The 15449-nt window shown below is 48.5% G+C and carries 11 protein-coding genes and 2 tRNA genes; 11 read left to right on the forward strand and 2 right to left on the reverse strand.

Translation table 11 applies throughout. From position 1 onward, the window contains the following. Positions 1-72: 72 nt before the first annotated feature. Entirely contained in the window at positions 73-1668 is a 1596-nt protein-coding gene (locus BK816_RS02940) for an aspartate:alanine exchanger family transporter (RefSeq protein ID WP_071163846.1), read from the reverse strand. A gap of 123 nt (positions 1669-1791) precedes the next feature. On the opposite strand from BK816_RS02940, the gene BK816_RS02945 reads away from it, so the two are divergent. After that, entirely contained in the window at positions 1792-2931 is a 1140-nt protein-coding gene (locus BK816_RS02945) for a branched-chain amino acid aminotransferase (protein ID WP_071163847.1), read from the forward strand. Positions 2932-2994: 63 nt separating this feature from the next. Here the strand turns inward: BK816_RS02945 and BK816_RS02950 are convergent, their stop codons facing one another. After that, a complete protein-coding gene (locus BK816_RS02950) occupies positions 2995-5652 on the reverse strand; it encodes a DEAD/DEAH box helicase (RefSeq protein WP_071163848.1) in 2658 nt (885 codons plus the stop codon). Positions 5653-5776: 124 nt separating this feature from the next. On the opposite strand from BK816_RS02950, the gene BK816_RS02955 reads away from it, so the two are divergent. From BK816_RS02955 to BK816_RS03000, 10 genes are all read left to right on the forward strand, one after another. Beyond that, entirely contained in the window at positions 5777-7195 is a 1419-nt protein-coding gene (locus tag BK816_RS02955) for an alanine/glycine:cation symporter family protein (protein ID WP_170299654.1), read from the forward strand. An 11-nt stretch (positions 7196-7206) separates the two neighbouring features. Then, on the forward strand, positions 7207-8625 hold the full coding sequence (locus tag BK816_RS02960; protein ID WP_071163850.1) for an alanine/glycine:cation symporter family protein: 1419 nt from the start codon (positions 7207-7209) through the stop codon (positions 8623-8625). A 64-nt stretch (positions 8626-8689) separates the two neighbouring features. Continuing rightward, a complete protein-coding gene (locus BK816_RS02965; RefSeq protein ID WP_071164903.1) occupies positions 8690-9454 on the forward strand; it encodes a fumarylacetoacetate hydrolase family protein in 765 nt (254 codons plus the stop codon). A 28-nt stretch (positions 9455-9482) separates the two neighbouring features. Further along, the gene (gene gltX, locus BK816_RS02970) at positions 9483-10997 is read left to right on the forward strand and encodes a glutamate--tRNA ligase (RefSeq protein ID WP_071163851.1); all 1515 of its coding nucleotides are present in this window, start codon (positions 9483-9485) and stop codon (positions 10995-10997) included. Positions 10998-11117: 120 nt separating this feature from the next. Further along, positions 11118-11192: transfer RNA gene (locus BK816_RS02975), tRNA-Gln, on the forward strand. 21 nt (positions 11193-11213) lie between these two features. Then, positions 11214-11286: transfer RNA gene (locus BK816_RS02980), tRNA-Glu, on the forward strand. Between the two features lie 170 nt (positions 11287-11456). Beyond that, positions 11457-12782, forward strand: coding sequence for a UDP-N-acetylglucosamine 1-carboxyvinyltransferase (murA, locus tag BK816_RS02985; protein WP_071163852.1), 1326 nt, complete (start codon positions 11457-11459; stop codon positions 12780-12782). Further along, positions 12782-13591: a lysophospholipid acyltransferase family protein gene (locus tag BK816_RS02990; protein WP_083379026.1), complete on the forward strand. Its 810-nt coding sequence runs from the start codon at positions 12782-12784 to the stop codon at positions 13589-13591. The genes murA and BK816_RS02990 overlap by 1 nt, the downstream gene beginning before the upstream one ends. Beyond that, a complete protein-coding gene (locus tag BK816_RS02995; RefSeq protein WP_071163854.1) occupies positions 13588-14361 on the forward strand; it encodes a lysophospholipid acyltransferase family protein in 774 nt (257 codons plus the stop codon). The genes BK816_RS02990 and BK816_RS02995 overlap by 4 nt, the downstream gene beginning before the upstream one ends. Positions 14362-14376: 15 nt before the next feature. Then, on the forward strand, positions 14377-15399 hold the full coding sequence (locus BK816_RS03000; RefSeq protein ID WP_071163855.1) for an NAD(P)H-dependent glycerol-3-phosphate dehydrogenase: 1023 nt from the start codon (positions 14377-14379) through the stop codon (positions 15397-15399). Positions 15400-15449 lie beyond the last annotated feature (50 nt).

Consider the following 15449-nt stretch of genomic DNA (forward strand, 5'->3'; position numbering starts at 1 on the left):
CCCCTGAACTATTTTCCTGCTAAGTCTAGCTAGATCTTCTTGGGTAAGAGCTCTAGCTGGCGAACAATCAGACTATAATCCACCCAAAATTTGTCCGATAAGAATCTTCAAAACCATCGCGACTGGATAGACCATGGCGTAGCCTAATGCCACTCGGGGATCTGCATTAGTACGGTTGTTTGCAAAGGCCAAGACCGCGGGTTGAGTTTGAGTACCGCCAATGACGCCAGAAAGACGCGTGCCACCCATATTGAACAGTCGACGCATCGATACGAACAAAATCAAACCGACTATGTTTGTAATTACGAAACCTAGGATTGCCATCTTCCACCAAACACCACCAGTGAAGGCATTAGCGATCTGTCCACCTGCGTTGGTGCCGGCTTGAGCCAAGAAGATTAATAGCCCGAATTCGGATAGAACCATACAAGTGGTATATGGCATAGCTGTCACCAGCTTGTCGATACGTCCAATACGACCAAAAAGCAGACCGACGAGCAAAGTGCCTGCGGCTGATCCAATAGAGAACTTTGCTCCCGTAGGGGTAAGAATGGGCATTTCACCGATGAGAATCCCTAGTGCCATTCCCAAGCCTAGTGCGATTGGATTAAGATCCGTGAGGCCTCTAGTTGAGTCACCAAATAGTTTGGTTAAAGCCTTCATATTCGCGGTAGGTGCGACTACTCGAACACGGTCACCCTGCTGTAGGACGAAATTTGGATTTGCGATCATATCGACATCACCACGTCGAACTCGTGAAATTGATGCTTGGTAAGTTTCTGGGAGATTCAAGGCACCAATAGTCCGTCCTGCCAGTTTTGGATCCGAGACGGTAATACGACGGAAGTCCAACCAACGACGATCCTGAATCAACGATAGGGAAGAGTCATGTCCAAGTTTTTCGGTAATTAGATCAATATCGGCTTGTGGTCCAACAACTGTTAACAAATCACCTGCATTTAGCTTGTCGAACATGCCTGGACGGGTGATAGGACCGTCTTCTTGCCGACGTAGGCGGCTGAAAACAACTCGACCTTGAACTAATTCATAATATTCTTCGATAACTGGCTGAGTATCAACGTCGATACGAATAGTACGGTTTGAGATATCGCTGGGTTTATCGTGGTCATTAGCAGCTAAGTGTAAAGCGATAGTGGTGAAAATAAGCATTCCGATGACACCATATAGGTATGCAATCGAATAACCCACGGTAGCGTTAGGAAGATCTCCAGAGGCCTTTCCTGCTGCTGCCAGCGCAGGTGTGTTGGTAGTGGCGCCAGCAAAGACACCGGCAATTTCAGCAATCGATAGATTAAAAACATAACGCCCCATGTAATAGGCAATCGCGCCGCCTGAACTCAAAGCAACTACCATTGCCAGGATTGGGCCGCCAGCAGTTTTCATTGTGTTAAAGAAATTTGGTCCAGAATAGACACCAATGGCAAAGGTGAAAATAGCCAAACCAAAGATTCCCAATTCATGCGGCACCCGGACATGAATGCCATATGTCTCAGCCCAAGCTGAGGCTGCGATTGCGGTAAAGAGCACAGCTGCGGCGCCTAAGCTGATCCCTTTAAACTTGATATGGCCAAAAGCCATACCAATTCCAATGAGAATAAAGAGCACCAGCACTGGTGCTTCCGCTAGGAAGGTAAAAAACTGCGTCATTGCATAACTCCCATAACAGGTCTAGTGTTGTTGCCATGTATTTTCTCATGTTCGCTCAGCGAATGGTGACTTGAGACTTAAAATTGCCTTGAAATTAGGCCTTTTATCCTAAAAGGAGAAACGATGGATCGGGTAGAAACGGCTTTAGAAAAGAAGTCAGAACATTTACCGAAATCAGCTAAGGAGTTAGCTGGAAAATTTCAACCATCAGACCTACTTGGACTTGCTGATGAGAAAAGTGTGAACCAAGCTCTAACTGAACTCAGCTTCGATTCGGGTATCGCACCGTATCTGGCAAAAGCAGAGTGGAACCAGGAAACTGGCTGGCATGATGCACAGCTAACTTCAATTGATGACTTCGAACTTTCACCAGCAGCGCCGGTGCTCCATTATTCTCAGGAAATCTTTGAAGGGCTAAAAGCTTATCGTCATCCTGATGGTGGCATCTATCTTTTCCGTCCACAGTTTAATGCGGCTAGATTTAATCAATCCGCTCTACGTATGGCTATGCCCGAACTACCTGAAGAGCTTTTTATTTCTTCGTTGATTGATCTTGTTACCCACGATTCACGATGGGTACCAGAAACTGAAGGTGCCTCATTGTATCTTCGTCCTACTATGGTATCGACTGGTCAACGACTTTCTGTGAGTGCTGCGAAGGAATATCGCTATTTCTGTTTAGGCAGTCCGGTGGGACCATACTTCTCTAATGACTTATCGCCGGTGCCGGTATGGGTGACCAAGAAATATCATCGAGCCATGCGAGGCGGAACAGGTGCCGCTAAAACTGGTGGTAACTATGCGGGAGCAATGCTCGCGGGAGAAGAAGCGATTGCACATGGCTGTGCTCAAGCATTGTTCCTAGATGCAGCAACTAGCACCTATCTTGAAGAGTTGGGGGGAATGAACCTCTTTGTGGTATACGCTGATGGCAGTGTTGCTACTCCAGCCCTAACCGGCACCATTCTCGAGGGCGGAACCCGCTGGGCGATCATTCAGTTGCTTCGAGAGAATGGTCATCAAGTCATGGAAACAACCATTTCTCTTCCGCAACTGATAGAGCAGATTGAAAGTGGGGAAGTTACTGAAATGTTTGCTTGCGGTACCGCTGCCGTAGTCGCTCCCTTTGCTTTGCTTCGTGGAGATGATTTTGAAGTGGCTTTACCGGAAATGAAACTAAGTCGAAGTGTTTATCAGCAGCTGACGGATATTCAGTTTGGATTGGCGGCAGACGAACACGGTTGGATGTATCGGATTGCTTGATGTTTATTGTGGCCGATCAAAAGATTTTGATCGGCCACAATAAACGTAAAAATCCATCTGCTGTTATCTAGTAGCAACTTTGAGTTTGCTAACAACCACTCGTTGTTGCTCGTTGCTGGCTTCGCGGTCGATCAGCGCCCAAATAGCCCAGTCATAATCTCCGTCTTCATCTACTATTGTTTGAATTGCAAGCTCATAGTTGCCAACCTGTATGCCTTCAAGATCCGACCAGAGCTTAAGTAAATCAGCTGTCTCTAATTTTCGCTGCCATTCGAAATAGGTGGCCGAGCGGGCTTCCTGATCAATGATTATTTCTTCATGATCTTGGAAGTAGCGACCTAAAACTAGATCCCAATCATCATCACTCCAGCCAGCGATGGCAAGGTCACCTAGCTTTTCTACTCGATCAGCACTCATCTTGGTTATTAGATCGAAAAGTAGATTTCGAATTTCTTTCCCGAATTTGTGTGGGTTTGCGCTAAATGGAACTTCACCATTTTCATTAGCACCAAAAGCTAGTTCCTGATTTTCGTCAGCACTTTCACTGGTGGAAGGAGCTGTACCACTGGCTAAGGCGTCCCATTCGTCAAGTAGTGAGGAGTCAACCGAGCGTACTAGTTGGCCTAGCCAATCCACGATTCTTTGTACTTCGTCCGTAGAGTACTCCGGTGGAATTACTTGTCGACAAGCGCGATAAGCGTCGGTTAGATAGCGTAAGATAACGCCCTCGGCCCCTGGAATCTGGTAGTGAGCGATAAGTTCGCTGAAAGTCATTGCGTTTTCTACTAGATAACGCACTACAGATTTGGGTTTTAGCTCTTCGTCGCTAACCCATGGGTTAGCTTTAGCAAACATGGAAAAGGCTGGGTCCAGTAGATCTTCTAGGGGCTTAGGCCAAGTGATTTCTTCTAATGCGGCCATTCTTTGGTCATAATCCCAACCCGCGGCTTTCATTTCATTGATGGCGGTACTACGCGCTTCGTTTTGCTGTGCATAGAGAAGTGGTCGAGGATCCTCCAAGGTTGCCTCAATGATGGAAATGACGTCTAACGAAAAGCTAGGATCGTCTGGATTTAGCAAATCCATCGCAGCTAAAGCAAAAGGGGAGAGCGGTTGGTTGAGGGCGAAGTCTGCTGGAATATCTCGAGCAAATCGTAGCGGGTATTTTTCGTCCTTATCGTTACTAACCTCTATATCGATGATGGCGCCTTCGTTGCGCTGCTCATGGTGGTAGTCGATTACTTCTGCGGTAAGCAGGGACTGATAGATTTGTCCGAGAGTTCGTAAATGTGGGTTATTGCCGTGCCACTGATCATGGTTGTCTGTCGCCAACTTTAAGAGATGTGCTTCCGGGTCACCTTTTCTTTCTAGCACCGAGAGGAACATGGAATGCGTAAATGTAAAACGTGAGACTAGTTTTTCAGGTTCGGCCTGGCACAGTCGCTCGAAGGTAGCTTCAGTCCAAGAAACACGGTTATCGGTTTTATTTGATTTGACCGTTTTCTTTGCTTTTTTCCCGTTCGCCTCAGCTTTTTGCTCGCGCTTGTGAGCTTCGATTTTATCGGCAGGAGCCTGCGCATATACGTATCCCACAGTGTCAAAGCCGGCGCGTCCGGCGCGTCCGGCGATTTGGTGGAATTCACGTGCCTGCAGATGGCGTTCGCGGCGTCCATCAAACTTGGTTAAGGCAGTGAACACAACCGTGCGAATCGGGACGTTAATACCAACTCCGAGGGTGTCTGTACCGCAAACTACGGCCAGCAGGCCTTGTTGTGTGAGACGTTCAACCAAGCGTCGGTATCTCGGGAGCATTCCCGCATGGTGTATACCAATCCCATGTCTTAAAAGTTTGTTTAAGATCTTGCCAAAACCGGGCGCGAATTTCACGGTTGCCAATTCGTTAGCGATTGCTTCTTTTTGCTCCTTGTTTAGCAAAGGAGTACTTAGGAGGTTATTTGCAGCGCTTAGAGCTTCTTTTTGGCTGAAGTGCACAAGGTAAATCGGGTAGCGATCCTCTGATAATAAGCGTTTAATCAGCTCATCCGTAGCCTCAAGGGTGTAGCTCATTTCGAGCGGGACTGGACGTTTTGCATCAGAAATCACTGCCACGTCTCGATTAGTCCGAGTGGTTAAATCTTTGACGAAAAAACTAACGTCACCTAAGGTTGCGCTCAATAGCACCATCTGAGCTTGAGGTAATTCTAGTAAAGGAATCTGCCAAGCTACTCCTCGTTGGGGATCGCCGTAATAGTGGAATTCATCCATAATGACACAACCAACGTCGAGGTCGTTTCCTTCTCTTAATGCCTGGTTGGCAAGAATTTCTGCCGTGGCGCAAATGATCGGAGCCTCGGCATTTACTGAGACGTCGCCAGTTACCATACCAACGTTTTCTGCGCCAAAGTAGCCGACTAGGTCGAAGAATTTTTCAGAGACGAGAGCCTTCAGGGGAGCGGTGTAATAACTGCGTTCCCCTTTGGCTAGCGCATGAAGGTGCCCGGCTAAGGCGATTAAGGATTTACCCGAACCAGTGGGGGTAGTGGCGATCACATGATTATCGCTAAAAATCTCTAAAGCTGATTCTGCTTGATGCGGATACAAGGGTCTACCACCAGCTTCTGCCCATTCGGTAAAGGCAGAGAAGACCTCTGTGGGATCGTTGATTCTCCCTTGATCTTCTAAATCGTCAAGTAGTAGATTTAAACTGGCGCTCTGTTGCATGGTTATATCATCTCAATAGTAACGGTACGGTTGCAAAAGACGTGCCAAAAAGCCAATGTGCGATAATGGTATTACACTATTACTGATTAATTTTACCCTTATCAGAAATTAGATGGAGCTTTACGTGGATGCTTTAGCCTCGCTACTCGGTCAAATTGGTGACTGGATTACGCTTTACATCACCGCTGTAGTACTTGCGGGTGCTGGGATTGCGTTCACTATCGCCACCCGTGGTGTCCAGTTCCGTTTATTTAGACAAATGTGGAAGGTTGTCTTGCATTCTCGTGAGAATGCAAGAGGTGGGATTTCATCTTTCCAAGCCTTCGCAATTTCCTTAGCTGCCCGAGTGGGCATTGGGAACGTTTTTGGGGTGGCAGTAGCTCTCCTGCTTGGTGGTCCGGGTGCAATCTTCTGGATGTGGATAGTTGCTCTACTTGGTATGGCAACCGCGTTCTACGAGGCAACCACCGCTCAAATTTTCAAAGTTCGCAGTGACAAGGGAACTTTTGTTGGGGGCCCGGCTTACTACCTCAGTCTTGGGCTAAAACAAAAATGGTTAGGCGTCCTATTTGCGTTTATTACGGTAATTACTTGCGCCTTCACCATCACTATGTTGCAAGCAAATGCGATTAGTTCCACGATGGATAGCTACGGAGTGGCCAAGCCAGTATGGACTGCGATTATTTTAGCTGTCCTCACCGCGCTAGTGGTGCAGGGTGGGATTAAATCTGTCGCCCGAGTTACCGAGATCTTAGCACCAGTGATGGCTGGTATTTACGTGCTCGTAGCGCTTTTGATCATGCTATTGAATCTTTCCGCAGTACCGGAAGTCTTCCGCCTAATCTTCACCTCGGCATTCTCGGTGAATCCAGTGGTCGGCGGACTCGGAGGTGGCATTGTTGCTGCGATTATTAACGGAACCAAACGAGGGCTATTCTCCAATGAAGCTGGTCAAGGCACTGCCCCTAATGCGGCTGCTACGGCAAATGCATCTCATCCGGTACAGCAGGGCTTGATTCAGTCGTTGGGCGTATTTCTAGACACGATTGTAGTCTGCTCAGCTACTGCCTTTGTGATTCTTTTGGCGGGTAAAGAGGTTTGGGAAGACCCTCAAAGCAACCCTGCGACGTTGACTACTGCAGCAATTGCTTCGTTGCTTGGTTCAGGTGCCATCATTCCGATGACCATCATGATTTTCGTGCTTGCCTTTAGCTCCATCATTGCAGCCTACGTCTATTCGGAAGTTAATCTACGATTCTTTACCAATAATCCGCAAGCTATTATGGCTGTGCGAGTTGTATCTGTCGTTTCAGTAGTCCTCGGTTGTCTTGCTCCCTTGCCAATCGTATGGAACACAGTAGATATCGCGATGGCCATCATGACTTTGGTAAATCTGGTTGGTCTACTTGGTTTGATGCCGTGGGCTGCCGGGGCGTTGCGTGATTACGAACAACAACTTAAATCCGGAAATAACGAACCTGTATTTGTCGGGAAAAATAACAGTTATCTACCATCAACCCTTCCAACTGATATTTGGCAGTGAGAGGAACAATCATGAGACCAGTAGCATTCGAAGATACTGTAAAGCTAGTTAATGACTACCTTTATGGGTATATTCTGCTTTACTTACTAGTTGGCGTCGGTTTGGTCCTGACTGTTTATTTAGGAGCGCCGCAGATCCGCCACCTGGGAGCAATTTTTAAGTCGCTTAGCGGCTCTCGTAAAAAGAGCAAGGATCAGATTTCTTCCTTCCAAGCATTTGCCGTGGGAGTTGGAACTCGTGTCGGTATTGGCAATATTGGTGGCGTCGCCCTCGCATTGCTGCTAGGTGGGCCAGGCGCAATTTTCTGGATGTGGTTGATTGCCCTTATCGGGATGGCAACGGCTTTCTCAGAATCGAGCCTAGCTCAGCTCTTTAAGATTCGGCACCGTGATGGTACCTTCCGTGGTGGACCGGCATACTACATGACCATTGGTTTGGGAAACAAAACCATGGCGTTGATTTTTGCGGCTATCACCGTCCTTGCCTCCGGCGTCGCAGTTCCAATGGTGCAGGTAAATGCGATCGCTTCGGTGATGCAGGAAAACCATGGTATCGATCCTTGGGTTACCGCTCTTATTATGATGTTCTTGCTGGCGCCAGTAATCCTAGGTGGGGTTAAGAAAGTAGCGCAGGTAGCGGAAGCGCTAGTGCCAATCATGGCTTTGCTATACCTTGGTCTCGCCATCGTGGTAATCGTGGTTAACTTTAGTGCAGCAGGTGCCGCCCTCGGCATGATCTTCAAGGGCGCTTTCGGTTGGCAAGCAGGCTTTGGCGGCGGAAGCGGTGCATTCTTTGCTGCCTTGCTAAATGGTGCTCGTCGTGGTCTCTTCTCCAATGAGGCCGGTCTTGGTACTGCCCCCAACGCTGCCGGTACTGCTACTACTGCTCACCCAGTGCAACAAGGCCTAGTGCAGGCACTTGGCGTTTTTGTTGACACTATCTTGGTATGTACTGCTACCGCCCTTCTAATCCTGATCGCACTACCCGAAAAACTAGTTGGTGGCACTGCCGATATGGCTGGGTCCCTAACCTCAAATGCGCTGATCTACGTATTCGGGTCGTGGATTACTCCACTAGTCACTTTTATTATCTTCATCTTTGTCTACACTTCGTCCTTCGGTGCGTACAGTTACGGTCAGGTCGCCCTCGATTACATTTTCGGCGATGAAGCAACTTCGATGCTCTACCGTACCTTCGTAGTAATTGCTTGCGGTTGGGCAGCGATGCAGTCTCTGACACTCGTTTGGGGTATCTCGGACGTACTGTTAGGACTTGGCGCTATCTTCAACCTCTACGCGTTGATTCGACTAGCACCTTGGACCAAGGCAATCTTGAAAGACTGGAAGAGCCAAAAGGGCAGTGAACTACACTTCCAAGCAAAGGGTAATCCACTGCTTCCAGGTGATGTCCCAACTGATTCGTGGGACTAAGCACTAAGGTTTGAAACTGGGCGAAAAGTCTACCTACGCTGGTTCCGAAGCATATACTAGGCACATGCGTGTATTGCGATTTAGTGTAGGAGACGAGATCTTCTACGGAGTAAGAGAAGAGAATTCAACCAGGGTAACTGCGCTCAAGGGGGATCCGTTGTTTTCGGTTCCAACCCCCAACGGAAAAGTATTCGATCTGGATGAGGTACGTTTGCTTTCTCCAGTGATTCCTCGTTCCAAGGTAATTTGCGCAGCCGATAGCTACGCTTCTACCGACAACGTAGATTTCCCAGAATCGCCGGTTTTCTTCCTAAAACCAAACACTGCTGTCATTGGCCCAGATGATCCTATCGTGTTGCCAAAATATGCAGAGTCTATTACTGGTGAAGTAGAACTTGCGGTTGTAGTTAAAACTATGTGCAAGAATCTAACGCCGGAGCAAGTCCCAAATATCGTATTCGGCTGGACGATTGCTAATGATGTAACGGCTCACGGTCCCGGACTTGAAGGATTAACCGCGGCACGCAAAGGCTTTGATACTTCCTGCCCATTAGGCCCCGAGTTGTATGTGGGAGATTTTTCTGAAGTCGATCATCTCACTTTTAGCTCAAGCGTTGATGGAACTGAATATCAATCGGGAACGACCTCGGAAATTAAAGGCAGTATTGCCCAGTGGGTGGCCGCGGCGTCACGCATCACTACCTTGTTGCCCGGCGATATTGTGCTTACTGGATCGGTAAGTGGTGCCCCGACTTTATCGTCTGGGCAAAAAATGACTTGCCAGATTGAGCCTATTGGCGAACTAACAAATCCCGTACTTTCTCGCTAAAACCACAGAAAAGAAGTAAGGTTTAACCATGACTGAATCAAAAAATGTGAGAGTTCGTTTTTGCCCTTCTCCTACCGGCATGCCACACGTAGGAATGGTACGAACTTGTTTGTTTAACTGGGCCTATGCCCGCCACACTGGTGGTACTTTCGTATTCCGTATTGAAGATACTGATGCAGCCCGTGATAGTGAAGAATCCTTCGAGCTAATTCTTGACTCCTTGCGTTGGCTAGGACTTGACTGGGACGAGGGCGTAGGCAAGCCTGGCCCTCATGAGCCATACCGTCAGTCGCAGCGCATGGATATTTACGCCAAGGTAGCCAAGCAGCTTCTTGATGGGGGATACGCATACGAATCCTTCTCAACGCCAGAGGAAGTTGAAGCTCGTCACCGCGCTGCTGGTCGTGACCCCAAGCTAGGCTATGACGGTTACGATCGTGACTTGACCGAAGAACAGAAGGCCGCTTACCGTGCAGAAGGTCGACAGCCAGTACTTCGTATGCGTATGCCTGATGAGGACATTACGTTTACCGACGTGGTTCGTGGTGAAATCACTTTCAAGGCTGGATCTGTTCCAGACTACGTAATTGTTCGAGCCAACGGTCACCCGCTATACACTTTGGTCAACCCAGTTGATGACGCTTTGATGGAGATTACCCACGTTTTGCGTGGTGAAGACTTGCTATCGTCTACTCCTCGCCAGATTGTGTTGTACCGAGCATTGCAGGAATTGGGTGTTGCTAAGTACATGCCTGAGTTCGGTCACTTGCCGTACGTGATGGGGGAAGGCAATAAGAAGCTTTCCAAGCGTGACCCAGAGTCGAACCTGTTGCATCATCGTCGTAACGGTATGATTCCAGAGGGTTTCTTGAACTACTTGGCCCTCCTAGGATGGTCGATTTCGCCAACTAACGATATTTTCTCGGCAGAAGAAATGGTTGGCGCTTTTGACGTGCACGATGTGAACCCGAACCCTGCACGTTTCGATGTTAAGAAGTGCACTGCGATTAACGCCGAACATATTCGTTTGCTAGCCGAGGACGATTTCCGTGACCGCCTCGTTCCTTACCTGGCAGATATTTATTCTCCGGAAGATGAACGCCAGCCGATGGTCTCCGCTGAAACTTTCGCGCAGCTATCGGAACGTGAACAGGAAATCTTGACTGTGGCAGCGCCACTTATCCAGACCCGTATTCAGGTCTTGTCTCAGGCGCGCGAAATGCTTGGATTCTTGTTTGTTGGTGCTGATCAGGTGGAATACGATGAAAAGGCCGTTGGTAAGCTAAAGCCGGAAGCTAAGGAAGTTTTGGCTGCTGCCATTGAAACGGTTGAGGCTTTGCCTGAGTTCACCACCGAGGCGCTAGAGCATTCCTTGCGCGCAAAGATTGTTGAAGAGATGGAAATTAAGCCGCGTCTAGCCTTTGGGCCTTTGCGCTTGGCGGTTACCGGTCGGCTAGTCTCTCCACCTTTGTTTGAATGCATGGAGCTACTAGGCAAGGAAGAATCTCTTGCTCGTTTGCGTCGGTTTGCAGGCATGATCTAACTAGATCTTTGGTATTAATCGGCAGAGGTGATCTCTTTCACCTCTGCCGATTTGCTACTAGAGGCCGAAGTGGGTATAGTATTCCAAGTCGCAAAGATGAAAATCTTAGCGAGTCACCATTGGGGTATGGTGTAATCGGCAGCACGAAGGTTTCTGGTTCCTTTAGTCTAGGTTCGAGTCCTGGTACCCCAGCCAACAAAACTACGGTTTTGTGCCGCTCCCGTCGTCTAGCGGCCTAGGACACCGCCCTCTCAAGGCGGCGGCGCCGGTTCGAATCCGGTCGGGAGTACTCCTAGTTTGTTATCACCGTCAATGACGGTGTTTTTTTATTTCTTTTGTTAATTTTCCTTAGCATAACACGTGAGAAAAGAATCCTAACCGCGGGTATAAAACCGCGAAGATAACGCGCAAGCGATAAGATTAACCCTGTTACGAAATGACCGGAAGGGGTTCATAAAGATGGACAGAGTACTGCGAGTTAATGGCGGTCGTCCGCTACAAGGTGAGTTGCGAGTTCGTGGGGCCAAAAACTTTGTACCCAAGGCTATGGTGGCGGCTCTGCTTGGTGAAACACCCTCGGTACTTAAAAATGTTCCGTTAATCCTCGATGTTGACGTTGTTTCGCGTCTTTTGCGCCTGCATGGCGTGAAAGTAGAGTTTGACCAGTCCGAAGGCGTCCTGACTATGGATCCGACCTCGGTCGAATTGGCTCATGTGGCCGATATTGACGCTCATGCCGGCTCAAGTCGTATTCCGATTTTATTCTGCGGCCCTTTGCTGCATCGCTTAGGGGAAGCCTTTATTCCCGATCTCGGCGGTTGCAATATTGGGGGTCGTCCAATCGACTTCCACATGGATTCTCTTCGAGCTTTTGGCGCGAAGGTTGAAAAGCGTGATTCTGGGATTCATATTTCTGCCGAGGGCGGCTTGTATGGCACCCAAATTGAGCTTCCTTACCCCTCAGTTGGTGCCACTGAGCAGACTCTGTTGACCGCTGTTCGTGCTCAGGGGCTGACCGAGCTACGTAATGCCGCGGTGGAACCTGAGATTATGGATCTTGTTTCTGTGCTGCAGAAGATGGGTGCCATTATTTCGGTAGATACCGACCGTACGATTCGTATCGAGGGCGTGGATTCCTTGTCGGGTTATACCCATACGGCGCTTTCCGACCGGATCGAAGCGGCATCATGGGCCTCAGCAGCCTTGGCTACGGGCGGTGATATTTTCGTCCGGGGAGCCCACCAGCCTGATATGACGACGTTCCTTAACACTTTCCGTAAGATCGGTGGCGCCTTTGACGTCCAAGAGGATGGCATTCGTTTTTGGCATCCAGGCAGCGATTTGAAGGCCATCATGATGGAAACCAATGTGCACCCAGGTTTTATGACTGACTGGCAACAGCCGTTAGTAGTTGCTTTGACCCAAGCCAATGGTCTTTCCATCGTGCACGAAACTGTTTACGAGAAACGATTCGGTTTTACTGAGGCATTGACTGCAATGGGAGCACAGATTCAGCTTTATCGTGAATGTTTGGGATCTTCGCCTTGTCGTTTTGCCCAAAAGAACTTTAAACACTCAGCGGTTATTTCTGGCCCAACTAAGTTACATGGGGCCGACATTCAAGTTCCTGATTTACGAGGTGGATTCAGCCATCTGATCGCGGCCTTAGCGGCAGAGGGTCAATCGAATGTCTCAGGGGTGGGGGTTATTGCTCGTGGATACGAGCACTTCACTTCGAAGCTATCATTACTTGACGCCGACTTTGAAGACATCTCGGAAGCCTGATGATCCCAGAGTTGCCATGGATTACGCGTCTAAGCGCGCGAATAGTTTGGCCACTTTTTCGATTATTAACAAATACTTCCTTTGAGGGGATTCAGAAGCTTCCCAAAGAGGGTGGTTTCCTGTTAGTCGGCAATCATATTTCATCTTTCGATGCGATACCTCCTACTTTGATGTGTTGGAGAATCAATCGAGGAATTCGATATGCGGCTAAACACACCCTGTTCGAGCAACCTGTACTGGGCTGGTGGCTTAGAAAAATGGGTCACCTACCAGTCCGTAGGAGCGCTAAACAGGGGGAGAGCTTCATTAGCCAAGCCACCGAATTAGTTTCTTCTGGTCGCGTCCTCGGTATTTTCCCGGAAGGCACTACTACCCGCGAAGAAAAATACTGGCCTATGACTGCCAAAACTGGTGCGGCTAAGATAGCTTTAGCTTCGTCTGCCCCAATCTATCCGGTGGTTTTCTGGGGTACTCAGCATTTTCTTCCTAGGTATTCATATTTACCGAGGTTCTGGGCTAGGCCAAGAATCGTCTTGAAAGTGCTAGATCCGATTACAGTAGATCTTGATACAGTTCCTTCGACAGAATACGCACGAGTTATCTCGAACGAAATTACTAAAGTGCTAACCAACGAGTTAGCGAAACTGCGAGGCGAACCTCCACGGATTCCTTCTTACGATTTAAGAGTGGATGGAGATCCCTGGGGAAAAGTACCTCGCTCGCAATTGGTTGCCCAAGATACAATTGAAATTAAACGTCAGCTCAAACTGGCACGACAAATGAAGAAAGCCCGAGAGGAAATGCGATGAGAAAGTTTTCGCCTTTTTACTATTTTGCAAAAACTGTTGCTAGCTGGGCAGTTCATGGCGTTACCAGAACTAACTGGGAGGGGCTGGAAAACCTACCCAAAAACGGTGGATATGTGGTTGCTGCTAATCATGTCACCGAATTTGATGCGCTAACTTTGATGCATCCCTTGGTAGATAACGAAATTCCGGTACGAGTTATGGCTAAGGCGTCACTGTTTAAAGTACCGGTACTCGGTTGGATTATGCGCCAGGCTGGTCAAGTTCCCGTATATCGCGGCACCAGCCATGCGCAAGATGCCTTAGTAGCAGCAAAAGAGGCTCTGGCTGGTGGGGAAGTCATCGCGATCTTCCCTGAAGGGACTTTGACTCGAGATCCTGAATGTTGGCCGATGACACCAAAAACTGGAGTCGGTAGATTGGCACTAGCTGGACCTGAACCGGTAATTCCTTGCGCACAATGGGGCGGCCATCAAGTGCTAGGTCGTTATTCCCGGGTTCCCCATTTGCTGGGACGTAAAGATGTCACTGTTAAGTTTGGGAAACCAGTATTTGTAGATGATTTGAGAGATTGGGATGATCAGGTAGCTGCAGCCCGCGAGGCAGCTAATCGGGTCATAGATGCCATCACTGCTCTACTGGCAGAAGTTCGCAACGAAGTGCCACCGGCTCTCCGTTACGATCCCAAGGTGCACGGGGAACTTTCGAAAGAGGCGCTTGGGCGAGTGTGGCCGAAACAGGCCGAAAAGTTTAAATATTCAATTAAGAACTGATTACCTGGAGGGAACATGCCTAGCGAAAAAATACAGCGAGCTGCAGTTGTTGGTGCCGGCGCTTGGGGAACCACCTTCGCTCAGGTACTTTGTGATGCTGGTTTAGAGGTTTTGCTTTGGGGTAGGGACCCAAAATTGATTGAGACAATCAATGAGGTACATACTTCGAAGTACCTATCCGGCATAGTGCTGCCAGAAAATTTACGTGCCACCTCTGATATTTCCCAGGTGCTGGAGTTTTCACCACAAATGTTGGTAGTAGCTATTCCGTCCTCGGCAATTGAGCAGGCACTGCTGCCACTCGCTGGTCAAGTTTCTAAACTAGAAATTGTTTCCTTGGTTAAGGGTCTAAAGAATGGGCATTTTATGTCCGAACTAATAGCTCATACATTGCAGGTTCCACAGGCGAATGTGACGGTTATTTCGGGACCAAATTTAGCAGGTGAAATTGCTGCTAGACAGCCTGCCGCCACCGTGGTGGCTAATCAAGAAATTGAACGCGCACAGAGAGTAGCAGAAGCTTGTGACGCCGGTTATTTTCGCCCCTATATTTCTACGGATGTTATTGGCTGCGAGATTGGCGGTGTAGCCAAGAACGTCATTGCGTTAGCAGTAGGTGCTGCAACTGGCATGGGTTTAGGAAAGAATACTCAATCAACTTTGATTACACGTGGATTGGCTGAAATAACGAGACTAGGTTTAGCGCTAGGAGCTAATGGAGAAACCTTCCTAGGACTCGCAGGAATTGGAGATCTAACTACCACCTGTTCCTCTCAACTCTCACGAAATTTCACCTTCGGTGAGAACATCGGCAAGGGTTTGTCAGTACAGCAAGCCTTGGGTGCTTCAAGAGGCGTTGCCGAGGGCGTTAATAGTTGCGATCATGTTTTGGCATTAGCGAAGGAAAACGGTGTTGATATGCCAATTACCGAGGCCGTCGTTGACGTTGTTCACAATAATCATTCAGCTGCGCAAATGGGGGAGAGGTTGCTTGGCCGCCCTCGGAAAATGGATGGTGTCGAGATCCAGTTAGCCTAGCTTGGCGCGTGAAGTTCACTTTCTCGAGTTATAGAGCTAACCTGTAAACA

It is taken from the genome of Boudabousia tangfeifanii, from assembly GCF_001856685.1.
GTDB lineage: Bacteria > Actinomycetota > Actinomycetes > Actinomycetales > Actinomycetaceae > Boudabousia > Boudabousia tangfeifanii.